At 69.2% G+C, this 22,665-nt stretch carries 19 protein-coding genes; 9 read left to right on the top strand and 10 right to left on the bottom strand.

Annotated features, from left to right (window positions below; genetic code table 11):
* Positions 1 to 20: 20 nt before the first annotated feature.
* The 3 genes from gnd to dnaA all read right to left on the bottom strand — a co-directional run bounded on the left by gnd (position 21) and on the right by dnaA (position 5,370).
* Entirely contained in the window at positions 21 to 896 is an 876-nt protein-coding gene (gnd, locus tag MXD57_RS04775) for a phosphogluconate dehydrogenase (NAD(+)-dependent, decarboxylating) (RefSeq protein WP_250400000.1), read from the bottom strand.
* 211 nt (positions 897 to 1,107) lie between these two features.
* On the bottom strand, positions 1,108 to 2,238 hold the full coding sequence (gene dnaN, locus MXD57_RS04770; RefSeq protein WP_250399999.1) for a DNA polymerase III subunit beta: 1,131 nt from the start codon (positions 2,236 to 2,238) through the stop codon (positions 1,108 to 1,110).
* Between the two features lie 1,125 nt (positions 2,239 to 3,363).
* On the bottom strand, positions 3,364 to 5,370 hold the full coding sequence (gene dnaA, locus MXD57_RS04765; protein WP_308290653.1) for a chromosomal replication initiator protein DnaA: 2,007 nt from the start codon (positions 5,368 to 5,370) through the stop codon (positions 3,364 to 3,366).
* A 398-nt stretch (positions 5,371 to 5,768) separates the two neighbouring features.
* Between dnaA and rpmH the strand changes: the two genes are divergently transcribed.
* The 9 genes from rpmH (at position 5,769) to MXD57_RS04720 (ending at position 12,816) form a co-directional block, all read left to right on the top strand.
* Complete coding sequence (gene rpmH / locus MXD57_RS04760; RefSeq protein ID WP_003956500.1) at positions 5,769 to 5,906, top strand: 50S ribosomal protein L34; 138 nt, start codon at positions 5,769 to 5,771, stop codon at positions 5,904 to 5,906.
* A 21-nt stretch (positions 5,907 to 5,927) separates the two neighbouring features.
* The gene (gene rnpA, locus MXD57_RS04755; protein WP_250399997.1) at positions 5,928 to 6,299 is read left to right on the top strand and encodes a ribonuclease P protein component; all 372 of its coding nucleotides are present in this window, start codon (positions 5,928 to 5,930) and stop codon (positions 6,297 to 6,299) included.
* Positions 6,296 to 6,661, top strand: coding sequence for a membrane protein insertion efficiency factor YidD (yidD, locus tag MXD57_RS04750; RefSeq protein ID WP_250399996.1), 366 nt, complete (start codon positions 6,296 to 6,298; stop codon positions 6,659 to 6,661). The genes rnpA and yidD overlap by 4 nt, the downstream gene beginning before the upstream one ends.
* 3 nt (positions 6,662 to 6,664) lie before the next feature.
* On the top strand, positions 6,665 to 7,936 hold the full coding sequence (gene yidC, locus MXD57_RS04745) for a membrane protein insertase YidC (RefSeq protein ID WP_250399995.1): 1,272 nt from the start codon (positions 6,665 to 6,667) through the stop codon (positions 7,934 to 7,936).
* A gap of 15 nt (positions 7,937 to 7,951) precedes the next feature.
* Positions 7,952 to 8,467, top strand: a complete 516-nt coding sequence (locus MXD57_RS04740) for a Jag family protein (RefSeq protein ID WP_250399994.1) — start codon at positions 7,952 to 7,954, stop codon at positions 8,465 to 8,467.
* 115 nt (positions 8,468 to 8,582) lie between these two features.
* Complete coding sequence (gene rsmG / locus MXD57_RS04735; protein ID WP_250399993.1) at positions 8,583 to 9,299, top strand: 16S rRNA (guanine(527)-N(7))-methyltransferase RsmG; 717 nt, start codon at positions 8,583 to 8,585, stop codon at positions 9,297 to 9,299.
* Positions 9,300 to 9,716: 417 nt separating this feature from the next.
* Positions 9,717 to 10,790, top strand: a complete 1,074-nt coding sequence (locus MXD57_RS04730; RefSeq protein ID WP_284505113.1) for a ParA family protein — start codon at positions 9,717 to 9,719, stop codon at positions 10,788 to 10,790.
* Positions 10,787 to 11,887: a ParB/RepB/Spo0J family partition protein gene (locus MXD57_RS04725; RefSeq protein ID WP_250399992.1), complete on the top strand. Its 1,101-nt coding sequence runs from the start codon at positions 10,787 to 10,789 to the stop codon at positions 11,885 to 11,887. Before MXD57_RS04730 ends, MXD57_RS04725 begins: the two co-directional genes overlap by 4 nt.
* A gap of 311 nt (positions 11,888 to 12,198) precedes the next feature.
* Positions 12,199 to 12,816: a GNAT family N-acetyltransferase gene (locus tag MXD57_RS04720; RefSeq protein WP_250399991.1), complete on the top strand. Its 618-nt coding sequence runs from the start codon at positions 12,199 to 12,201 to the stop codon at positions 12,814 to 12,816.
* Between the two features lie 108 nt (positions 12,817 to 12,924).
* Here the strand turns inward: MXD57_RS04720 and trxA are convergent, their stop codons facing one another.
* The 7 genes from trxA to MXD57_RS04685 all read right to left on the bottom strand — a co-directional run bounded on the left by trxA (position 12,925) and on the right by MXD57_RS04685 (position 22,653).
* Positions 12,925 to 13,257, bottom strand: coding sequence for a thioredoxin (gene trxA, locus MXD57_RS04715; RefSeq protein ID WP_199211225.1), 333 nt, complete (start codon positions 13,255 to 13,257; stop codon positions 12,925 to 12,927).
* Between the two features lie 48 nt (positions 13,258 to 13,305).
* A complete protein-coding gene (gene trxB / locus MXD57_RS04710; protein WP_250399990.1) occupies positions 13,306 to 14,277 on the bottom strand; it encodes a thioredoxin-disulfide reductase in 972 nt (323 codons plus the stop codon).
* A gap of 169 nt (positions 14,278 to 14,446) precedes the next feature.
* Complete coding sequence (locus MXD57_RS04705; protein ID WP_250399989.1) at positions 14,447 to 15,331, bottom strand: anti-sigma factor family protein; 885 nt, start codon at positions 15,329 to 15,331, stop codon at positions 14,447 to 14,449.
* The gene (gene sigM / locus MXD57_RS04700) at positions 15,328 to 16,053 is read right to left on the bottom strand and encodes an RNA polymerase sigma factor SigM (protein ID WP_250399988.1); all 726 of its coding nucleotides are present in this window, start codon (positions 16,051 to 16,053) and stop codon (positions 15,328 to 15,330) included. Before sigM ends, MXD57_RS04705 begins: the two co-directional genes overlap by 4 nt.
* A gap of 22 nt (positions 16,054 to 16,075) precedes the next feature.
* The gene (locus MXD57_RS04695; protein WP_250399987.1) at positions 16,076 to 17,776 is read right to left on the bottom strand and encodes a protein kinase family protein; all 1,701 of its coding nucleotides are present in this window, start codon (positions 17,774 to 17,776) and stop codon (positions 16,076 to 16,078) included.
* A 118-nt stretch (positions 17,777 to 17,894) separates the two neighbouring features.
* Positions 17,895 to 20,240 carry a murein biosynthesis integral membrane protein MurJ gene (gene murJ, locus MXD57_RS04690; protein WP_250399986.1) on the bottom strand — a complete coding sequence of 782 codons (2,346 nt, stop codon included), beginning with the start codon at positions 20,238 to 20,240 and terminating at the stop codon, positions 17,895 to 17,897.
* Between the two features lie 46 nt (positions 20,241 to 20,286).
* Positions 20,287 to 22,653 carry a DUF6049 family protein gene (locus tag MXD57_RS04685; RefSeq protein WP_250399985.1) on the bottom strand — a complete coding sequence of 789 codons (2,367 nt, stop codon included), beginning with the start codon at positions 22,651 to 22,653 and terminating at the stop codon, positions 20,287 to 20,289.
* Positions 22,654 to 22,665 lie beyond the last annotated feature (12 nt).

The raw sequence follows: 22,665 nt of genomic DNA, 5'->3' as shown, positions 1-22,665 counted from the left end.
TCCCGGAAGGATCCTGTGGATTACTTCTTCTCTACGGCGTGGCCGCCGAACTGGTTGCGCAGCGCGGCGATCATCTTCATCTGCGGCGAGTCCTCCTGCCGGGAGGCGAACCGCGCGAACAGCGAGGCGGTGATCGCGGGAAGCGGCACCGCGTTGTCGATGGCGGCCTCCACGGTCCAGCGTCCCTCGCCGGAGTCCTGCGCGTAACCGCGCAGACCGTCGAGGTGCTCGTCCTCGTCGAGCGCGTTCACCGCGAGGTCGAGCAGCCAGGACCGGATGACCGTGCCCTCCTGCCAGGAGCGGAAGACCTCGCGCACGTCCGTGACGGAGTCGACCTTCTCCAGCAGTTCCCAGCCCTCGGCGTAGGCCTGCATCATGGCGTACTCGATGCCGTTGTGGACCATCTTCGCGAAGTGGCCCGCGCCGACCTTGCCGGCGTGCACCGAGCCGAAGTCGCCCTCCGGCTTGAGCGCGTCGAAGACCGGCTGCGCCTTGGCGACGTTCTCCGCGTCGCCGCCGTACATCAGCGCGTACCCGTTCTCCAGGCCCCAGACGCCGCCGGAGACCCCGCAGTCCACGAAGCCTATGCCCTTGGCGGCCAGTTCCCCGGCGTGCCTCTCGTCGTCCGTCCAGCGGGAGTTGCCGCCGTCGACGACCACGTCACCGGGCTCGAGCAGCTCGGCCAGCCGGTCGACCGTGGTCTGGGTGGGCTCGCCGGCCGGGACCATCACCCAGACCACACGGGGAGCCGAGAGCTTGCCCACAAGCTCCTCGAGGCTGTGGACGTCCGCGAGGTCCGCGTCGCGGTCGTATCCGATGACCGTGTGGCCCGCGCGGCGGATCCGCTCGCGCATGTTGCCGCCCATCTTGCCGAGGCCGACGAGACCGAGCTCCATCAGTTGTGTTCCTTAGGTCGGGGTGTGCCGTGACAGGCACCGGAGTGCCGAGCCGAGCCTAAACCCGGACGCGCATGCACAGTTGTGGGCATACGCGCTCACACGCACGGCCTGACCTGCGGAATCCCATCCGGCTGCGGGGCCGGCCGCCCAATCGCGGTCGCCGGGCACCACGACGGTGACCGGCGACCGCGCACAGCTGTGGACGGCCTCAGCCGCTGAGCCGCACCGGCATGATCAGGTACTTGTAGGCCTCGTCCGCCTCCGCGTCCAGCGCGGGCTTGCCGCTGAGCAGCGCCGGCTTGGTGGACGTCGTGAACGAGAGCTGCGCCACCGGGGAGTCGATCGCGCTCAGGCCGTCCAGCAGGAACGTGGGGTTGAAGGCGATCGAGATGTCGTCGCCCTCCAGCTGGGCGTCGACCCTTTCCACAGCCTGTGCGTCGTCGCTGGAACCGGCCTCCAGGATCAGCACGCCCTGCTCGAAGCTCAGCCGCACCGGGGTGTTCCGCTCGGCGACCAGGGCCACACGCTTGACGGCCTCCACGAAGGGGGCGGTCTCGATCACCGCGACGGAGTTGAACTCGGTCGGGAACAGCGTGCGGTACTTCGGCAGGTCGCCCTCGAGGAGGCGGGTGGTCGTCCGCCGCCCGGCGCCCTCGAAACCGATCAGGCCCTCGCCGGCGCCCGAGCCGGACAGCGCGAGGATGACGCTGTCACCGCTGGTCAGCGCCTTGGCGGTGTCCTGGAGCGTCTTGGCGGGCACCAGGGCGACCGCGGATACGCCCGGGTTCTCCGGCTTCCACAGGAACTCGCGGACCGCGAAGCGGTAGCGGTCGGTGGAGGCCAGGGTGACGGTGTCGCCCTCGATCTCGATGCGCACACCGGTGAGGACGGGCAGCGTGTCGTCACGGCCGGCGGCGATGGCCACCTGGGACACCGCGGCCGCGAAGACCTCGCCGGGGACGGTGCCGGTCGCGTTCGGCATCTGCGGCAGCGCCGGGTACTCCTCCACCGGCAGGGTGTGGAGCGTGAACCGCGACGAACCGCAGACCACCGTCGCCCGTACACCGTCTGTGGAGATCTCCACCGGCCGGTTGGGCAGGGCGCGGGAGATGTCGGCGAGCAGCCGGCCGGAGACGAGGACGGTGCCGTCCTCGTCGACCTCGGCCTCGACGCTGACCTTCGCGGAGACCTCGTAGTCGAAGCTCGACAGGCTCAGCTGGCCGTCCTCGGCCTTCAGCAGCAGGCCGGCGAGGACAGGCGCCGGCGGACGGGCCGGGAGGCTGCGTGCCGCCCAGGCCACTGCCTCCGCGAGTACGTCGCGTTCCACCCGGATCTTCACCGTAAGCCGCCTCCTGCTGTTGCTGCTGAGTCCTCCGACTCGGTGTCACCGCCCACTGCGACGGGAAGGACACCGGGGACCAGTCTGACGCACCGCGCTGAGAGCAGGTGCCGGTCGGGGTCAAGTCGCTCCGAGGGGCAGCCGGGCTCGAGACGGCGAGTTGTGCACAGGCCCCGCTTCGAAACGGATTCCCAGCTCTCTCTAGTCGGGAGTAGTAGTAGGGGCTGTGGATACCGTGGATAACCACGTTCTCCCAGCTCAGAGCCGGAATTTTGTCCACTGGCCCTGTGGGCGGTGGCGGTGGACAACCCAGGGTCTCTGTGGAGAACGGAAAGTTCTGCACACGCCGCCCACAGCCCGGGCGCAGTTCTCCCCAGCTGCGTCCCCAGATTTACCCACGTTTCCCACACCCCAATCTGGCACCGTTGTGTGACGGCTTTCACTCGACGCGGTGATCGAGTGCGTCGCGTTGCCGAACAGTGGACAGCCATGTGGAGAAGCTGGGATTCGCTGGGGACAACCGCCCCCAGGCTGTGGGCCGGCCGTGGACAACTCCATGCACAGCCTGTGGATCCCTGTTTCATCCACAGGCTGTGGAGAGTCTTCGTCCACGATTCCACAGGCGGCTGAGCTGCGAAGACGTCACTTCGTCAGGGTTCCTGTGGACGCTGTTCGGGACAACTCCATAGTCCCCAGCATGTGGAGGCAAGAAAGTCGGCGAATCTGTGGAGAGTGGCCGTAACCACGCAGATATTCGAACAGGCGGTGGCCCGGAGAGGAACGGCGGCGACCGGCGGCGGGCCCGTCGGGAGGGGGCGGCAGGCCTTCAGCAGCGCGTCGATGGCCCGTCGGGAGCCTTCGACAGCCCGCCGGGCGACGCGCATCGGAGGTCCGCCGGAGGGGCCGACGGCAGTCGGCAGACGGCAGTGGGCAGTCGGCCGGCAAGTCGTCGTGGCGGCCCGCGGCAGCCGGTCGTGGCGGCGAGGGGCGCCGGCTTCCGCCCGGGAGGCCCCTGGGCTCCATGGCATGGCCCCATGGCCTTGTGCGGGGGGTTCCCGGCCGCACGCAGCGGGGCGCCCCCGGGATCTCCTCCCGGGGGCGCCCCGCTGGCGTTCCTGCCGCTGGTCAGCCGTTCTTGATGCGGTTCGTCAGCTCGGTCACCTGGTTGTAGATGGAGCGCCGCTCGGCCATCAGGGCGCGGATCTTCCGGTCGGCGTGCATGACCGTCGTGTGGTCGCGGCCGCCGAACTGCGCGCCGATCTTCGGCAGCGACAGGTCGGTCAGCTCACGGCAGAGGTACATGGCGATCTGCCGGGCGGTGACCAGCGCGCGGCCGCGCGAGGTGCCGCACAGGTCCTCCACCGTCAGACCGAAGTAGTCGGCGGTGGCCGCCATGATCGCCGGTGCCGTGATCTCCGGAGCGGAGTCCTCGCCGCCGGGGATGAGGTCCTTCAGGACGATCTCGGTCAGCCCCAGGTCCACCGGCTGCCGGTTGAGTGAGGCGAACGCGGTCACCCGGATCAGCGCGCCCTCCAGCTCACGGATGTTGCGCGAGATCCGGGAGGCGATGAACTCCAGGACCTCCGGTGGCGCGTTGAGCTGCTCCTGGACCGCCTTCTTGCGCAGGATCGCGATGCGCGTCTCCAGCTCGGGCGGCTGGACGTCGGTGATCAGGCCCCACTCGAAACGGTTCCGCAGCCGGTCCTCCAGCGTGACGAGCTGCTTGGGCGGCCGGTCGGAGGACAGCACGATCTGCTTGTTGGCGTTGTGGAGCGTGTTGAAGGTGTGGAAGAACTCCTCCTGCGTCGACTCCTTGTCCGCCAGGAACTGGATGTCGTCGACGAGCAGGATGTCCATCTCGCGGTAGCGCTTGCGGAAGCTGTCGCCCTTGCCGTCGCGGATGGAGTTGATGAACTCGTTGGTGAACTCCTCGGAGCTGACGTACCGCACCCGCGTGCCCGGGTAGAGGCTGCGCGCGTAGTGCCCGATGGCGTGCAGCAGATGCGTTTTGCCGAGCCCCGACTCCCCGTAGATGAACAGGGGGTTGTACGCCTTCGCCGGTGCCTCGGCGACGGCCACCGCGGCCGCGTGCGCGAACCGGTTGGAGGCGCCGATGACGAAGGTGTCGAAGAGGTACTTGGGGTTCAGCCGTGCCGTGGGCTCACCGGGGCCGCTCGCCGGCGCGGGCTGCGCGGCCAGCGGGCCGGGGGCACCGCCCGTACCGGCCGGCGGCAGGTCGGGGCGGACCGGGCCGCCGCGGTGCGCCGGGCCGCCGCCCGAGGGCTGATCGGGCAGCTCGCGGCGCACCGGGTCGCGCTGGTCGTAGTCGGCGCGGGGTGTGTCGTAGTCCGGGCGGTCGTAGTCCGGGCGTTCCGGGCGGTCGTACTCCGGGCGTTCCTTGCGCTCGTAGTCCTGCCGGGAGTCGTAGTCCAGGCGGTCGTAGTCGGAGCGGGGGCCGTCGTACTCGCCGCGCTGCTGCTCGTACGCGCGGCGCTCGCGGCCCGGCGCACGGTAGTCCTGCGCCGGCGGACCGTAGCCGTCCTGGGCGGGAGCGCCGTACGGGTCCTGCGGCGAGGAGGCGTAGGGGTCGCGCTCGGGAAAACCGAGCCGCGGCTGCTGCCAGCCGCCGTACTCGTCCCGTGCGGGGCGTGGCCAGGCGCCGGGCTCGGGACGCTGGTACTCGTTGGGATAGGCGGGCCGCGCGGTGGGGAGCTGGTCCGCGCGGGACGGCTGTTCGCCACCCTGCTGCGGATCCGCCGCACGGTGGCGGCCGTAGCCCTCGTACGGTCCGGAGGGCGGCTCGGGCTCGTCGTAGCGCGGCTGGGGCGTGGAGGCCGCCGGGGCCGGGGGCTCGCCCGCGGAGTCGTCGACGGTGATCGCGATGCGGATGGGACGCCCGCACTCGCGGCTGAGGGTCTCGCTCACGATCGGCGCGAGCCGGCCTTCCAGTACGCCCTTCGCGAATTCGTTCGGCACGGCGAGCAGCGCCGTGTCCGCGACCAGCGCGAGCGGCTGGCAGCGCCGGATCCAGTGCTCGTCCTTGCCCTCGACACCCTGTCCCCGGCCCTCTCCGAGGAGCTGCTCCAGTACTCGTGGCCACACTGCGGCAAGATCGGCAGGTACGTCAGCCACAGGGCACGCTCTCTCGCAGGTCCCGCGAACGCGTGGTCCGGGGACGGGTTCGGGATGAAGATCGGGTGGACGGGTGGGGCGATCCCGCACGGGCGGGGACAAAGGAACGAATCGGAGTTCCAGTCACGGTAGTCAGCGCGGCGGGTACGGTTCAAGTTGTTGTCCCCAGCCTGTGGACAGTGTCCCCCCTGGCCCGTGGTTTGACCGAATGGCGCAGTCCCACGTACCGTTACCAGGTCGAGTTGTCGATGGCTGCTGCCGCCTGCCTCCGATGGGCACAGATCACTAGCAGGTGATCGGGAAGCGGTGCACTCGGGCGTGACGCGAGCTACTCGTGGGCGCACGGTGACAGCCAGGACGGCACCCCGCCACTACCGATTCTTTTCTGGAGCCCCCGAGTGAGCAAGCGCACCTTCCAGCCGAACAACCGTCGTCGCGCGAAGACCCACGGCTTCCGGCTGCGTATGCGCACCCGTGCCGGCCGCGCGATTCTCGCGTCCCGCCGTAGCAAGGGTCGCGCCCGCCTGTCCGCCTGATCCCGATCAGGTCATGACGTCGTGCTGCCCACCGAGAACCGGCTGAGGCGGCGCGAGGACTTCGCGACCGCGGTACGACGAGGTCGCCGGGCAGGTCGCCCGACCCTCGTCGTCCACCTTCGTAGCGGTGCCACGGACCCGCACGCGCCTGGGGAGAGCGCTTCCCTGACGCGTGCGGGTTTCGTCGTGAGCAAGGCAGTGGGTGGCGCGGTCGTGCGCAACCAAGTCAAGCGCAGACTGCGCCATCTGATGCGTGACCGAGTCGCCCTTTTTCCCCCCGGTAGCCTGGTAGTCGTACGAGCGCTGCCCGGAGCGGGCGACGCAGACCACGCACAGCTGGCCCGAGACCTGGACGCCGCCATGGAGCGGCTGCTGGGAGGGGGCGCGCGATGAAGTACCCACTGCTGGCCCTGATCAAGCTGTACCAGTGGACGATCAGTCCACTCCTTGGGCCGGTGTGCAAGTACTACCCGTCGTGCTCCCACTATGGCTACACGGCCATCGACCGGCACGGTGCGATCAAGGGAACGGCACTCACCGCCTGGCGCATCCTCCGGTGCAATCCGTGGTCGCTCGGCGGTGTGGACCATGTTCCTCCGCGCAAGCGCCCGCGGTGGCACGAACTGCTGCGCAACGCTTGGCGCGCACGCAAGGGCGGAACCTCCGCCGCCGAACCGGCCACCGAGGAGAGGACTCGCTCCGAGCTTCCCTCGAGCCCGGCCGCAGAGACTTCGTCCCATGCCCAAGGAGCATGATTAGTGGACACGATTGCCAGTCTTTTCAGCTTCATCACGACACCCGTCTCGTGGGTCATCGTCCAGTTCCACACGGTTTTCGGCGCCATCTTCGGCCCCAACACCGGATGGGCCTGGGGCCTGTCGATCGTGTCCCTGGTGATCCTGATCCGCATCTGCCTGATCCCGCTCTTCGTGAAGCAGATCAAGGCGACCCGGGCCATGCAGACGCTCCAGCCCGAGATGAAGAAGATCCAGGAGCGCTACAAGAACGACAAGCAGCGTCAGTCCGAAGAGATGATGAAGCTGTACAAGGAGTCGGGTACCAACCCGCTCTCCTCGTGCCTTCCCATCCTGGCGCAGTCGCCCTTCTTCTTCGCGCTGTACCACGTGCTCAACGGCATCGCCTCGGGCCAGACCATCGGCGTCATCAACGAGTCGCTGCTGGAGAGCGCCCGTAAGGCGCACATCTTCGGCGCTCCGCTCGCGGCGAAGTTCAAGGACAGCGCCGACACGATCCACGCGCTGGGCGCCTCGGTCACCGATGTCCGCGTCGTGACCGTGGTCATGATCGTTCTGATGTCGGCCTCGCAGTTCTACACGCAGCGCCAGCTGATGACGAAGAACGTCGACACCACGGTGAAGACGCCGTTCATGCAGCAGCAGAAGATGCTGATGTACGTCTTCCCCGTCATGTTCGCCGTCTTCGGCATCAACTTCCCGGTCGGTGTCCTCATCTACTGGCTGACCACCAACGTGTGGACCATGGGCCAGCAGATGTACGTCATCCACAACAACCCGACCCCGGGTTCCAAGGCCCAGGCCTCCTACCTCGAGCGCCTGACCAAGCACGTGACCCAGCACGGCAAGGTCCGCCGGCGGAGCGAGAAGACCATCGTCAAGGCGATCGTCGCCAAGGGCCGCGACCGCAACGAGTTCGAGCGCAAGTTCATCACCGGCCTGACCAAGGCGGGCCTCGCGGCCCAGGCCGACGGCACCGTGGTGAAGAGCGAGGGCCAGGCGCCGGCACAGGCCGAGGACGGTACGGCCACCGCCGCTGCCACCGCGGCGCGACGTCAGCAGCCCAAGCGCCAGACCAAGGCTCAGCGTCAGTCCGGCACGACCAAGCAGCCGGGCGAGGGCCCCTCGCTGGAGAAGTCCGACGACGAGCCGCAGGACGTCAAGCCCGCCGCTGCCCAGCAGCCCCAGAAGCCCGGCTCCGGCACCCGCAGCAAGGCCCAGTCCGGGCAGCGCAAGGGTGGCCCGCAGCGGCCCAAGTCCCCGTCCAAGAAGTAAGAAGGAGCCCATCCCGTGACGGAAGGCACCACCACCTCCGCCGCTGCCGAGGGTGCAGACACCCTCACCCGCCTGGAGCAGGAGGGCGAGATCGCGGCGGACTACCTGGAGGGCCTGCTCGACATCGCCGACCTCGACGGCGACATCGACATGGACGTCGAGGCGGACCGCGCCTCTGTGTCGATCATCAGCGACGCCGGCAGCCGCGATCTGCAGAAGCTGGTCGGCCGGGACGGCGAGGTGCTCGAGGCACTCCAGGAGCTCACGCGCCTGGCCGTGCACCGGGAGACCGGTGACCGCAGCCGGCTGATGCTGGACATCGCGGGCTACCGAGCCAAGAAGCGCGCCGAGCTGTCCGAGCTGGGCGCCAAGGCCGCCGCCGAGGTCAAGAGCAGCGGTGAGCCCGTGAAGCTCAAGCCGATGACGCCGTTCGAGCGCAAGGTCGTGCACGACGCGGTCAAGTCCGCCGGTCTGCGCAGCGAGTCCGAGGGCGAGGAGCCCGAGCGGTTCGTCGTCGTGCTGCCCGCTTGATCGGCACCCCTCGTTTCACGGCCCCGTCTGCCCGCAGGCGGGGCCGAACTTTGTCAGCCTGGTAGTTCTGGTGGCCGGTGCGCGAAGCCCGGCGCTGTACGGAAGGACGGTCCCCGTGACGGAGGCAGCGGAGCTTCCCCCTGCGCCCGAACAGGCGCGGGAAGTGTTCGGTGAGCGCTTCGCCGACGCGGTTCGCTATGCGGAGCTGCTCGCTGAGGCGGGGGTGCAGCGCGGCCTGATCGGCCCGCGCGAGGTGCCCCGCCTGTGGGAACGGCACCTGCTGAACTGCGCGGTTCTCTCGGAGGCGGTCCCCGAGGGGGTGACGGTGTGCGATGTCGGCTCCGGAGCCGGCCTGCCGGGCATCCCGCTGGCTCTGGTCCGGGACGACCTGAACATCACTCTGCTGGAGCCGCTGCTGCGACGCACCAACTTCCTCACCGAGGTGGTCGAACTGCTGGGCCTGGACCACGTCACCGTGGTGCGGGGGCGGGCCGAGGAAGTCATGGGCAAACTGCCGCCCGTCCACGTGGTGACCGCCCGCGCCGTGGCCCCGCTGGACCGGCTGGCCACGTGGGGCATCCCTCTGCTGCGTCCCTACGGCGAGATGCTGGCGCTCAAGGGGGACACCGCCGAGGAAGAGCTGAAGTCGGCCGCCACGGCTCTCAGTAAGCTCGGCGCGGTGTCGACGTCCATCCTTCATGTCGGTGAGGGCGTGGTCGATCCCGCGTCCACCGTGGTCCGGGTGGAGGTCGGCGAGAGCCCAGGTGGCGTACGGTTCGCCGCCAAGCGCGCCAAGGCCGCCAGAGCGGGACGGGCACGACGACGTCGCTGACGGTGTTGCTCGTGCCACACGCCACAGGAGACGGCCACCCGGTCACGGGCAGGCCGTCTCCTGCTGTGTGTCTGTGTGCTCGCCCCCAGCAGTTGTGGATCTCGAAATGCGCGAGGGTTCAGGCGGTGCGAGCGCTCTGTGACGACCGGTGGGTCACACGGTGTGCTGTGAGCGAGGGATGAATGTCTCCGGCGCGAGGCCCCAACGGAGTGTCGCTCACGAAGGGGGCGGATTGTTGTCATCGTGTTTCACGTGAAACGTCGCTCACTGCTGCACGGCATCATCAGTCGGGGACGCGCTGCGGCCGAACCTCGTGACCGCAAGCCTCTCGGCTCACTCGGAAAGGCGGCGGAGTTGTCCACAGAGGTGGATTTCTCCACAGAACACCAGGCCTCACTGGTTCGCGACCCCGAAGACATGGGAGGCTCTGTTCATTGCGAGCCTGAAGTCGAGGAGAGTGAATCCTTGCGGTCCGACGCCAACATCGCGGGACCGATGACCGATCCGGTCCCCGGTCCCCGAACCGAGTCGATGGGGGCGGATGTTTCACGTGAAACACCGCCTCCGATGGACGACACTCCCATCGGTCGTGCTGCCCAGTTGGCGGTGGAAGCTCTGGGGCGGGCCGGTGAAGGCCTGCCACGACCCGAGCAGACCCGAGTCATCGTGGTCGCCAACCAGAAGGGCGGCGTCGGCAAGACGACGACGACCGTCAATCTTGCCGCTTCGCTGGCTCTGCACGGCGGCCGTGTCCTGGTGATCGACCTCGACCCACAGGGCAATGCCTCCACGGCGCTGGGGATCGACCACCACGCCGAGGTGCCGTCGATCTATGACGTCCTGGTGGAGAGCAAGCCTCTCGCCGACGTCGTCCAGCCCGTTCCGGACGTCGAGGGACTCTTCTGTGCCCCGGCCACCATCGATCTCGCCGGTGCGGAGATCGAGCTGGTTTCCCTGGTGGCCCGGGAGAGCCGGCTGCAGCGGGCGATCCAGGCGTACGAGCAGCCCTTGGACTACGTCCTCATCGACTGCCCGCCGTCGCTGGGCCTACTGACGGTCAACGCACTCGTCGCGGGTCAGGAGGTGCTGATCCCCATTCAGTGCGAGTACTACGCGCTGGAGGGACTGGGGCAGCTGTTGCGCAACGTCGACCTGGTGCGGGGCCACCTCAATCCCACCCTGCATGTGTCGACCATCCTGCTCACCATGTACGACGGCCGGACGCGTCTCGCCTCGCAGGTAGCTGAAGAGGTGCGCACTCACTTCGGTGACGAGGTGCTCCGGACGAGCATTCCCCGATCGGTCCGTATCTCCGAGGCGCCGAGCTATGGGCAGACGGTGCTGACCTACGATCCTGGATCGAGCGGCGCTCTCTCCTACCTGGAGGCCGCCCGAGAAATCGCGCTGAGAGGTATTGGCATCAGCTACGACGCGAGCCAGGCCCACCTCGGCGCCCCGAACGACCCGAACATGGTGGAGGGCATCCAGTGAGCGAGCGACGGAGAGGGCTGGGCCGTGGGCTCGGCGCACTGATCCCTGCTGCCCCGACCGAGAAGGAGCCGGCTCCGGCTGCGATGGGGAGCCAGACATCCCCAACCCCGGCCGCGGTGCCGCTGAGGTCGGACCGGGGAGTGGCCGCTGCGAAGGTGGCCACGCTGCCGCCTGTTTCACATGAAACCGAGGAGCCCCCGGCGAGCCCGGTGACCGAGGCACCCGCGCCTCCGGTCGGGGCCCACTTCGCCGAGCTCCCCCTCGACTCCATTACGCCGAACCCGCGCCAGCCGCGTGAGGTCTTCGACGAGGACGCGCTCCACGAGCTGATCACCTCCATCAAGGAAGTCGGTCTCCTCCAGCCCGTCGTGGTGCGGCAGCTCGGGCACGCCCGCTATGAGCTGATCATGGGTGAGCGGCGCTGGCGGGCCTGTCGCGAAGCCGGTCTTGAGGCCATTCCAGCGATCGTCCGGGCCACCGACGACGAGAAGCTCCTGCTTGACGCCCTGCTGGAGAACCTCCACCGAGCACAGCTCAACCCACTGGAAGAGGCCGCCGCCTACGACCAGCTCCTGAAGGACTTCAGCTGCACGCATGACCAGTTGGCCGACCGGATCGGGCGCTCGCGTCCGCAGGTCTCCAACACCCTGCGTCTGCTCCGGCTCTCACCGGCCGTGCAGAAGCGAGTGGCCGCCGGTGTCCTCTCGGCCGGCCACGCCCGCGCTCTGCTGTCCGTCGAGGACTCGGAGGAGCAGGACCGTCTCGCCCATCGCATCGTGGCGGAGGGGTTGTCCGTACGGGCCGTCGAGGAGATCGTGACCCTGATGGGTTCGCGGCCGCAGAAGGCCTCGCGATCCAAGGGCCCCCGCGCCGGAGCGCGAGTCTCTCCGGCGTTCAACGAGCTGGCGACGCGCCTCTCGGACCGCTTCGAGACGCGGGTGAAGGTGGAGCTGGGTCAGAAGAAGGGCAAGATCACCGTGGAGTTCGCCTCCCCGGAGGACCTCGAACGGATCCTGAACACGCTCGCCCCCGGTGAGCGCCTGGCCCTCCAGCAGAGCCTGCAGCAGGAGAGCACGGCCGACGGGGCCGACGGCTGATCGTCACCCCCGCACACTGAGCTGAAGAGCGGACGGCTTCCGGTTGTACCGGAACGCGGTCCGCTCTTTGCTTTGAGGCAGTATCTACCCACTCGCATCGTGGATACGATGCGAGTGGGTATGGCGCATCCACCTGGCGGATCTCTGAGTGGGGAGACAGGGGCCATGCGATCGATGAGCCGCACCGGATTGGTGAGCGCGGGCCTGGGCATCGGAATGGTCGGTGGATTCGTCGGCAGCCTGCTCAGACGACGGAGCGTCCTGACAGCAGCTCGCGACGCGGCGGGCGAAGGAAGCGAGGAACAGCCTTCATGGGGCGTCGGCTCGTACCGCTCACGCTGGACAACCTCGAGGACCTCCCCCGGCGCTGCCGCTCATGTGTCTTCTGGGAGCTGGATCCCGTCAGCGGCGAGGCCGCGGTAAAGGCCGGTACAGCCGGGCTGGAGAAGGAATCCTGGATCTCCGCAGTGCTGCTGGACTGGGGATCGTGCGGTCGGGTGGTCTACGTCGACGACGTCCCCGTCGGCTTCGTGCTCTATGCGCCACCGGCCTATGTGCCGCGCTCCACAGCGTTCCCCACGAGTCCGCTCTCACCGGATGCCGTCCAGCTCATGACGGCGTTCATCATGCCTCGCTATCAAGGGCAGGGGCTGGGCCGGGTGATGGTCCAGACGGTCGCCAAGGATCTGCTTCGCCGCGGGTTCAAAGCGATCGAGGCTTTCGGGGACGCCCGCTGGAAGGAGCCGGCCTGTCTGCTGCCCGCGGAGCACCTCCTGGCCGTGGGGTTCAAGACGGTCCGGCAGCATCCCACGCACCCCCGCCTGCGGCTGGATCTCCGCTCGACCCTCTCCTGGAAGGAGGACGTGGAGCTGGCGCTGGACCGACTTCTGGGGGCGGTACAGAAGGAACCGGCACTGCGGCCGCTGTAGACGATGAGGTCAGCGAAGCCATGTCATGCGAATGGGCCAACCCGTGACGGGTTGGCCCATTCGTGTTTCACGTGAAACATGCGCTGCCGGCTCGACGGCATTCACCGACTACTCGGCGATGAACTCCTCGAGGTCCCGCACGATGGCGGCCTTCGGCTTGGCACCCACGATCGTCTTGGCGACCTCGCCGCTCTGGTAGACGTTCAGAGTCGGGATGGACATGACGCCGTACTTGGCGGCCGTACCCGGGTTCTCGTCGATGTTGAGCTTGACGATCTCGATCTTGTCGCCGTATTCGGCGGCAATGGCCTCCAGCGACGGGGCGATCTGACGGCACGGACCGCACCAGGCGGCCCAGAAGTCCACCAGGACGGGCTTGTCGTTCTTGAGGACGTCCTGCTCGAAGGAGTCGTCGGTCACGTTCTTCAGAGTGCCGGCCACGGCGGGCTCCTTAACTTGGTCGTGCGGTGAGGCGGGAGTGGGCGGGGATCAGACGGTCGCGGTCTTCTCGGGCTCGGCCTTGTCCCCGTCCGCGAGGGAGGCGAGGAAGCGCTCGGCGTCGAGAGCGGCGGAGCAGCCGGTGCCGGCCGCGGTGATCGCCTGGCGGTAGGTGTGGTCGACCACGTCACCGGCGCCGAAGACTCCGGTCACGTTGGTGCGGGTCGACGGGGAGGCGACCTTCAGATACCCCTCCTCGTCGAGGTCCAGCTGGCCCTTGAAGAGCTCAGTGCGCGGGTCATGGCCGATCGCGATGAACAGGCCGGTCACCGGCAGCTCCGACAGCTCGCCCGTCTTGATGTTGCGCAGCTTGAGCCCGGAGAGCTTCTGGTCACCCTGGATCTCGGCGACCTCGCTGTCCCAGACGAACTTGATCTTCGGGTCGCCGAAGGCACGCTCCTGCATCGCCTTGGAGGCGCGCAGCGTGTCCCGACGGTGCACGATCGTCACCGACTTGGCGAACCGGGAGAGGAAGGTGGCCTCCTCCATCGCGGTGTCGCCACCGCCGATCACGGCGATGTCCTGGTCCTTGAAGAAGAATCCGTCACAGGTGGCACACCAGGAGACACCGCGGCCCGAGAGGGCGTCCTCGTTCGGCAGGCCGAGCTTGCGGTGCTGAGAGCCGGTCGTGACGATCACGGTCTTGGCCCGGTGGACCGTGCCGGCGGTGTCCGTGACCGTCTTGATCTCGCCGGTCAGGTCGACGGAGACGATGTCGTCCGGGATCAGCTCGGCGCCGAAGCGCTCCGCCTGGGCCCTCATGTTGTCCATCAGGTCGGGGCCCATGATGCCGTCGCGGAAGCCGGGGAAGTTCTCCACCTCGGTGGTGTTCATCAGGGCACCGCCGGCGGTGACGGCACCCTCGAACACCAGGGGCTTCAGCGACGCGCGCGCGGTGTAGAGCGCCGCCGTGTAGCCGGCGGGCCCGGAGCCGATGATGATCACGTTACGGACGTCGCTCACGGCTTGATTCCTCGTCTCTGGTCTGTGTCAGTCGACCGGTGGAGCCCTTTCGGAGCTCTCACCCCACCCAACGGATCCTAGGGGGTTCGCATTCCCGGTGTGTCCGGGCACACGGCGACGGTCCAGGGTACGAATGACCGCACGGGCGCCGAGGAATCCTCCGACGAACTCAGGCCCGGGGGAAGGACTGCTTCATCAGTACCTTGCCGACGGAGTCGGGGTGCTGATGGACGCACTCCGAGGCGACGACGTAGGCGGTGACCCGGGTGTTGTCGTCGGCGTCGGGCACCACGACGAGATAGGCGCTCTTGCCGGCGTAGACGCCGGTTTTGGAGCCCAGGACGTCGTCACGGCTGTTGATCGCCTCGCGGACGCAGTCCGGCACCGGAGGCTGGGTTTGGAGCAAGGTGTTGGCGCTCTGGGTGGACTCGGGGTTGATCTGCTCGGTCTCGACTCCCGACCGCGGTTCGACGGAGTGATGCCGCCTGGTCCTGCCAGCGGTCAGCAGGTCTTTGACCTGGCTCTGGACACTGTTGCCGGAGAAGCTGGCGGAGGACGGCGCCACCGTGCCATGAGCCGTCGTCCCGGAGCCACCGCTGCCCAGGGACTGCAGGATGAGCGACCCGGTGCCCAGGACCGCTGCGGTGAGGAGAGAACCCAGGACGACGGTCCGCCGGCGACGCCCACGCCGGGGGTCCTTGCGCCCCGGACCGGTCGCCGCAGGGGACCGTCCAGCAGGGCGGTCCGTCGTGATCGATGTTTCACGTGAAACAGGACCACGGTTCTGCGCGGAGACGGCGGGGGCGGACAGCGCCTCGGCGGCGAGAGCGGTGTCGAGGCGGCCGACGATGTCCACAGGCATAGTAGGGGCGTCCTCGAAGGTGCCCAGCAGCTCCCGGATCTCCTCCAACGAGGCCAGGACATCCGCACACGGCTCGCACGCGTCCAGGTGCCGCCGTACCTCGGCGTCCCGGTCCGGTGGGAGGATGCCTTCGGTGAGGTCGGAGATCTCCACGACGTCCGGGTGCCCGGTCGTGTCTGCCGAGGAAGTCACGCTCGCCCACCTCCGCCCTTCGCTACGGCTGAATCGCTCGGGCCCGCATCGGCGTCTGTGCCGCGAGCGCCCGCTGCAGGTGGGACGGATGTCCCCTGCACCCGGTTCCGTCCCGGAGAGGGTTCTTTTTCTTCGCCATGGGTGCTTCCGGGCCGCAGATGGCTGAGCAGCGGAAGGAGCCTGGCTCTGCCGCGAGCGCACCGGCTCTTCACTGTCCCGGTCGGCACGTCGAGAATCCGGGCGGCCTCCGCGACGGGATAGCCCTGCATGTCCACGAGAACCAGAGCCGCTCGCTGTTCGCGGGGCAGCGTGCCGAGCGCTTCCAGGAGCTGCCGGTGCAGATCGTTCCGCTCGGCCGGGGCCGAGGCGGACTCATGGGGCTCCAGGAGCTGCTCCAGCCGCTCGGTGTCGTCCACCGGGGCGGTCTTCCGGGTGGCGGCCTTCCGTGCGCGGTCGAGGCAGGCGTTCACGGTGATCCGATGCAGCCAGGTCGTGACGGCCGACTGTCCCCGGAAGGTGTGCGCGGCCCGGTAGGCGGACACCAGGGCGTCCTGGACGGCGTCAGCGGCCTCCTCACGGTCGCCCAGCGTCCGCAGCGCCACGGCCCAGAGCCGGTCCCGATGCCGTCGGACGATCTCGGCGAAGGCATCGGGGTCGCCTGCTACATGTCGGGCGAGCAGATCCTCGTCCCGTGCGTCGCCGTATCCGGCGCCATCTCCCATCGGCCCCTCCCGAGTGGAGACCTCAGCTGGTCACCTTGATGTCTGCCACTCGTCCCCGCCAGTGGCCCTGGTTGTCCGCGGGCAGCTTGGTCAACCACACGAGGAGGTACCGCGTCCTCAGGGACTTGCCGGGCTTGAGCGTCACGGTGGTGCCCGAGCCGTTGGCGACCTTCGTGTAGGCGTCGAAAGACGTCGGATCGGATTGCGTGCCCTCGTCCGCGGCACGGAGTTCGGCCGAGGTCTCGCCCACGAAGGTGACGCTCACCTGGCCGACCTGCTGGACCTTGCCGAGGTCGAGTTTGATGCCGACGCCCGACTTCAGGTTTCCGAACTCCGGACTCAGGTAGAAGTCCGTCTGCCAGTAGGACGCAGTGCTCTTGTCGTACGCCTTGTATATGTCGGCCGGCTTCTCGGAATGGTCGGTTGAGAACGGGTCGAAGTCCTTGGCCCCCGCGATGGCGATGGGCTTGCCCGTCGCGGGCTTCTTCGGGCTCTTGTCGCCACCGTCCTGCGTCTGGGTGTTGTTGGTGTCGTTCGAATTGTCGCCCCGGTCCATGAGGGCGTCCGCCAGCTGCCAGCTCCCCAGGCCCAGCGCCGCGATGAGGAGAGCGGACACCGCCCACTTCAGGACCTTGCCGGTGCGGCTCTGCAAGGGCGGCGGTGGGGCCGTGAGGGGCTGGGTGACGCCGGGGTGCGGCGCGGGCCGCCCGTAGGTGCCCTGCTGGTACGTGGTGTGCTGGTACTCCGGCGGTGCGGTGAAGGCCGGCTCCGGCGGACGGATGCGGGGCATCTCGCCGATCGCCTTGACCAGTTCCTCCGGCGTGGCGCACGCGGACTCGTGACGCGAGGCGGTCGCACCGTCGTTGACCAGCGCCCGCATGGCGAGCTCGGACAGGCCGCGGTGCACACCGGCCCGCACCTGGTCCGGCGCGATCAGGCCGATGTCCTTGGGCAGCCCGGAAAGGCCGTAGGCGTCGTTCTCGTACGGCCAGCGCTGGGTGAGCGCCGCGTACAGCAGGGCGCCGATGGACTCGGTGTCCGTACGCTGCGGGGTGTCGGAGCTGATGCCGCGCAGTGCCGCGTTCACGGCGAGACCGCGGATGCGCCACTGGCCGGTGGAGGCACGCAGGACGGCGTTCGGGTTCAGCCGTAGGTGTGCGAGGCCTTCGCGGTGGGCGGCGGCCATGGCGGCGGCGACCTGACTGACCATCTGGTAGGCGTCGTGCGGCTCCAGCGGGCCGGCCGCGAGCAGCGCGGTCAGTTCGGTGGCGTCGGGCAGCCATTCGTGCACGACGTAGACGAGGTCGTTCTCCTCGACGGCGTCGAGGACCTGGACGAAACGCGGATCCCCCAGCAGCGCCGAGGACCGCGCGGCGGCCAGTACCGACCGTGCCCGCACATGGTCCGCGGGCAGGACGTGGACGCCCACGGCACGACGGAGTTTCTCGTCGACCGCACGCCAACTGCTGAATCCGTCCAGACGGGTGACGCACTCCTCGAGACGGTAGCGTCTGGCGAGCTTGTGACCGCTGTGCAGTTCGGGCGGCGAAGCCTTCTTGCCAAGGCCCTCCGTCCCGCCGCTCCCCTGTGCCTCGTCGCTGTCCGTATCCCGCTCCGGGTTCTGGGCCACCCCGTCGGCCGTGGACTGGTCCGCCTTCGCGGTCAGCGGCTCGTCACCGCTGTTGTCTGCCACGTCGACGGCAGCCGTGCTCCGTTCCGCCACCGTCGTCCCTGCCTCCCCATCCGTTGCACGCTGTCCGACGCCGAATCCAATTGTGCCCACAGTCCGCCGCTATGCACGACACACAGCCGCGCACGATGGTTGTGCGCCTACCCCCGCCTCAGCGCCCCAGACGCCCGCGGACCATCCCCACGAGCGAGTTGAGCTCCTCGATCCGCATCTTGCGCGCGGCGACGAAGAAGACGCCGAGCAGGACCGCGCCACCGGCGATCAGCGCGGCGAACGAACCGATGACGCCCTGGCCGAGGGTATGCCCGATGCCGTAGCAGGCGGCACCACTGAGCAGAGCCGCCGGCACCGAGGCGATGCAGAGCCGGGCGTAGGTCCGCAGGACCCGGGCGCCGTCCAGGTCACCGCCGAGCCGCTTGCGCAGCCGCCGCCAGGCGACACCCACTCCGATCGCGTAGGCGAGGCCGTAAGCGGCGGCCATGCCCGCCACCGCCCAGCGGGACGGCAGCACGAAGTAGCAGAGCACGGAGACGGCCGCGTTCACCGCCGCCACGATGACGGTGTTGTAGAAGGGGGTGCGGGTGTCCTCGTACGCGTAGAAGGCGCGCAGGACGACGTACTGCACCGAGTAAGGGATCAGGCCGAGACCGAAGGCCATCAGCATGTAGCCCATGTTGGTGGCCGAGCCGATGCCCGCCGAGCCGAAGATCAGCGTGCACATCGGGACACCGAGCGCGAGGAAACCGAAGGCGATGGGCACGATGGCGACCGCGGTCGTGCGCAGCCCCTGCGAGATGTCGTCGCGGACGGCGCCGCCGTCGTCCTCGGCGGCCGAGCGCGAGATGCGCGGCAGCAGCGCCGCCATCAGGGAGACGGTGATGATGGCCTGGGGCAGACCCCAGATGAGCTGGGCGTTGGCGTAGGCGGCGAAGCCGGTCCCCTTGACCCCCGAGTCGTCGCCCGCGGCGGTGGACAGCTGGGTCACGACCATGGCGCCCAACTGGTTGGCGAGTACGAACAGGACCGTCCACTTGGCGAGCATCGCGGCCTTGCCGAGACCGTGGCCCCGCCAGTCGAAGCGCAGCCGGATCCGGAACCCGGTCTCCCGCAGGTAGGGGATCATCGCGAGCGACTGCACCACCAGGCCGAGCAGCACACCGATGCCGAGCAGCCGCTGGCCCTGCGGCGGGATGCTCTCGACGGCCAGGTGCGAGTTGGCCGCGGTGCCGTAGACCCAGATGAACATGCCGAGCGAGATGATGATGACGATGTTGTTCAGGACCGGGGTCCACATCATCGCGCCGAACCTGCCCCTGGCGTTCAGGATCTGACCCATCACCACGTGAATGCCCATGAAGAAGATGGAGGGCAGGAAGTAACGGGTGAAGGTGACCGCGACGTCGTTGGCCGCCGGGTCGTCCGCGATGGTGGGAGACAGCAGCCGCACCAGCAACGGCGCCGCGAACATCGCGAGACCGGTCAGCGCGGCCAGGGCCACCATCACGACGGTCAGCAGGCGGTTGGCGAAGGCCTCGCCGCCGTCCTCGTCCTCCTTCATGGAACGCACCAGCTGGGGCACGAAGACGGAGTTGAGGCCACCGCCGACGGTGAGGATGTAGATCATCGTGGGTAGCTGGTAGGCCACCTGGAACGAGTCGGCGAGCAGGCCGAGACCCAGCGCGGCGGCGATCAGCGCGGATCGGACGAACCCGGTGAGCCGGGAGACCATCGTGCCCGCAGCCATGACCGCGCTGGACTTCAGCAGCCCCGCTGCCTTCCCGCCCTTCTTCGGCGCGGGCGGGGCAGCGGTCGCGGTGGCGGCCGCGCCCGCGGGCTCGGGAGCCGCGGCCGGGGCCGGCACCGAAGACGGCGCGGGACCGCCGGGAGCGGCGGTTCCACCCTGGTACCGGGCGTCCGCGTACCGGTTCGGCTGCTGCGGTCCCGGAGCCTGCGGCGCGGCCGGGTAGGCGCCCGCAGGGCCCTGGCCCGAGGCCGGACCGGGTACGGAGGGGGGATCCATCGGCGCGGGTCCACCGCCCTGCTGCTGGTCCCGGAAGAGGTGCGCGAAGGCGTCCGGCTCGTGGTACTCCTCGCCGGAGTGCGTGACCAGGTCGTCCACGCCCACGAACCGGGTCGTGCGGGGATCGTCGCCGTAGGGCAGGTACGGGGCCGCGCCGTCGGGCTCAGGCGCCGGCGTCTGCGCCCAGACCCGGGGGTCCGGCGCGTGCGGCGACTGGGCCGGCGGGGCGTACAGCGGCTGCTGCTGCTCGTAGGTGCCCGGCGGCGGAGGAGGGTGCGAGGCACGGTCGTACAGCGCCTCGGCGACCGGGTCCTGGGCGGCGAGGTCCTGCGCCCGATAGGGGTCCTGGTCGTAGGCGTCCTGGAGGTACATGTCCGCCGCGTGCTGCGGCGGCACCTGGCCGGGCTCGGGCGACGGCTCGGGGTAGCCCGAGCCGGCCGCGCCCTGGCCGCGATCACCGTCGTACGGCGCGTTCATGGTTACCCCACCTCATCGTCCCGGGCCACACCGGCCACGACATCGCTCAACGGTCCACTCTCTCACCCGTCCCGGACGGGTCGGTGTTTTCCGGTGCGGTGTCCGGCGCAGGGTCACTCTGCTGCTCCGGGTCCTCTGCCCCGGACGGGGAGCCGGGCTCGTCGGAGAGACGGTCTCCAGGGACATCGGGGTTCCGGGGACCGTCGTCGGTCTCCCCGCCCTCGGTGCCGGGTCCGTCGTCGTCCGCCCTGCGGGCCGCCGCGCGCTTGCGCTGGGTGTACATCCGGAACCCGGCCAGGACGAGCAGGAGTACACCGCCGCCGATGACCAGCATCACGGTCGGGGTGACTTCGGTGACCTTCACGTCGAAGCTGACCGGGTCGCCGTACTCCTGGCCGTCCTGGGTGTAGAGCTGGGCGATGACCGTGACGCGGCCGTTGGCGTTGGCCGCCGTGGTGAACTTCACGGACTGGCTGTGGCCGCCCGACACCTCGACGGGCTGCTCGTCGTAGGCCTTGCCCCCGATCTTCAGGCGGGTCGGCATCGTCGACGTGAGCCGCAGGACCAGATGGCTCACCGGCTGCACGAGGTTGTTCTGGACGGTCACCGGGATGGTGGCGCTCCGCCCGGAGAGCTTCGTCTCGGACTTGTCGATCAGTTTGACCTGGTCGGCCAGCTCGTCGAGCCAGGCCTCGGTGTCGCCCCGGAAGCTGTCCGCCTCGGCACCGCGGCCGCGCCAGGACGTGGACATCTCACGGTTTATGGCCCGCCCGAACGGGGTGATCACCCGGGACTGGTCACTGAGGACCACCTTGAAGTTGTCGAGCTTGTCCTGCGTGCGCGCGATCTGCTCGAAGGCCGTCCTCGGCAGCTCCCGCTTGCGCAGTGCGGAGGAGTAGGCGGACGTCGACGGGATGCGGGTGGTGGCGTCCGGGTCCGGCTTGGCCTTTGCGGCCGCGGTGAGGCTCTGCGCCTGGGACCAGGTGCCGCCCTGGAGCTCCTTCACCGCCTTCGCCATCGCCTGCGCCTCGCTAGCCGACGGCATGCGCTGCGGGGCGACCACGATGCTGCGCTGGGTGTCCGTCTGCGCGTTCACCTCCAGGCTCTGCGCCAGGAACTGCTGGACGGCGAGGGTCGCCGAGCCCGCCTTGGTCAGGTCGCCCTCGAAGGCCGTGGAGAGCCGCGCGTCGGACACCACCGCCGTCGTGCCGCCGCCGACCGGGCGCGCCGCGGACGGGGTGTACGGCAGACCGGCGGTCTCCCGGAGGCTGTCGCTGCGGGCGATCACGCGGTCGGCTCCGGCGGAGGTGGCGACCTTCATGATCGACGGGTCGACGGCGCCTTCCACGGGCCAGGCGAAGTCGGTCGTCGGTGTGACGTGGAGCACCGTCTTCACGGTGGTGGCGGCGACATCGGTGGCGTCCTTGAGGTGGCTGAGTGAGCCGGTGACGCTGGTGCCGCTGTGCGCCAGGGAGGCCAGGTCCGGGTCGGCGAAGGGCAGGGCCACGACCTCCTTGCCCACGACGGCCTGCTGCAGCTTGGCCAGCCACTGCTTGGCGACCGCCTGGTCGGTGCCGGCCTTGGTGGTGCCGTCCTCGCCGCGCAGCCGGTAGCTGTCCGCCATGGCGTCCACCGAGGCCAGCAGGTCGGGGTCGATCACCCAGGTGACGTCCAGGTCCTTGCCCAGGTCCAGCATCTGCGCCAGCCGGCCGCCCGGTGCGATCTCCTTGGCCAGGTCATCGTTGAGGAAGACCGGCGTCTGCAGCTCACCCGGGCCTGTCCTGGCCGTCATGTGGGACGTGGAGATCAGCGGCCACAGGAAGGTGGTCCTGGTCTTGGTGTCCGGCTCGGACGCCTGCCACGGCAGGAACGTCCGCTGGATGCCGAGCACCTGGTCCCAGGGCCGGGAGGAGGTCTGGCCGGACAGGGCCACACCGAACTCGTAGACGCCGTCCTGGCCGAGGTCGAGCTGGTCCACCGGGACGGAGATGCTGAAGTGCTGCGCGACGCCGGGCGCGAGTTCGGCGAACTTCTCCACGTACTTGCCGCCGACCTCGGAGCCGCTGCGGGTACGGGGGTCGGCGGAGTGCCGGGAGACGGCGTCGATCGCCGAGCGCGTGTTCAGCAGGGGGCCCACCCGCAGACCGACATGCGCTTCCGTGACGTTCTGCTTGCCGGTGTTCGTCACCGTCCCGGACACGGTCACCGTGTCCCCGTCCGTGGGGGCACCGGGGCTGAGCGAGTCCAGGGAGACGGACACCGGGCTGGACGAGGCGGCCTGCGCGGGCGCCGCGGCGGGCAGCTGGAGCAACCCCGCCAGCAGCGGCACACCGGCGAGCAGCGCTCCGGTGCGCCGCAGCCACCGGCGGGCAGGTGAGGCACTGGTCCCCTGGAAGTCAGCCGCCTCGGCCACGCGCTCGCCCGT

Source organism: Streptomyces cellostaticus, assembly GCF_023630175.1.
Classification (GTDB): Bacteria; Actinomycetota; Actinomycetes; order Streptomycetales; family Streptomycetaceae; genus Streptomyces; species Streptomyces cellostaticus_A.
The sequence above is the reverse complement of the archived record's forward strand: the minus strand, read 5'-3'. Positions and strand labels throughout refer to the sequence as shown.

What these genes read in the sequence shown, in the direction of transcription:
- MXD57_RS04730 (WP_284505113.1), top strand. Translation starts at nt 9,717, where the DNA reads ATGGGAGGCTCTGTTCATTGCGAGCCTGAAGTCGAGGAGAGTGAATCC.
- murJ (WP_250399986.1), bottom strand. Translation starts at nt 20,240, where the DNA reads ATGAACGCGCCGTACGACGGTGATCGCGGCCAGGGCGCGGCCGGCTCG.
- MXD57_RS04720 (WP_250399991.1), top strand. Translation starts at nt 12,199, where the DNA reads ATGGGGCGTCGGCTCGTACCGCTCACGCTGGACAACCTCGAGGACCTC.
- sigM (WP_250399988.1), bottom strand. Translation starts at nt 16,053, where the DNA reads ATGGGAGATGGCGCCGGATACGGCGACGCACGGGACGAGGATCTGCTC.
- gnd (WP_250400000.1), bottom strand. Translation starts at nt 896, where the DNA reads ATGGAGCTCGGTCTCGTCGGCCTCGGCAAGATGGGCGGCAACATGCGC.
- yidD (WP_250399996.1), top strand. Translation starts at nt 6,296, where the DNA reads ATGAAGTACCCACTGCTGGCCCTGATCAAGCTGTACCAGTGGACGATC.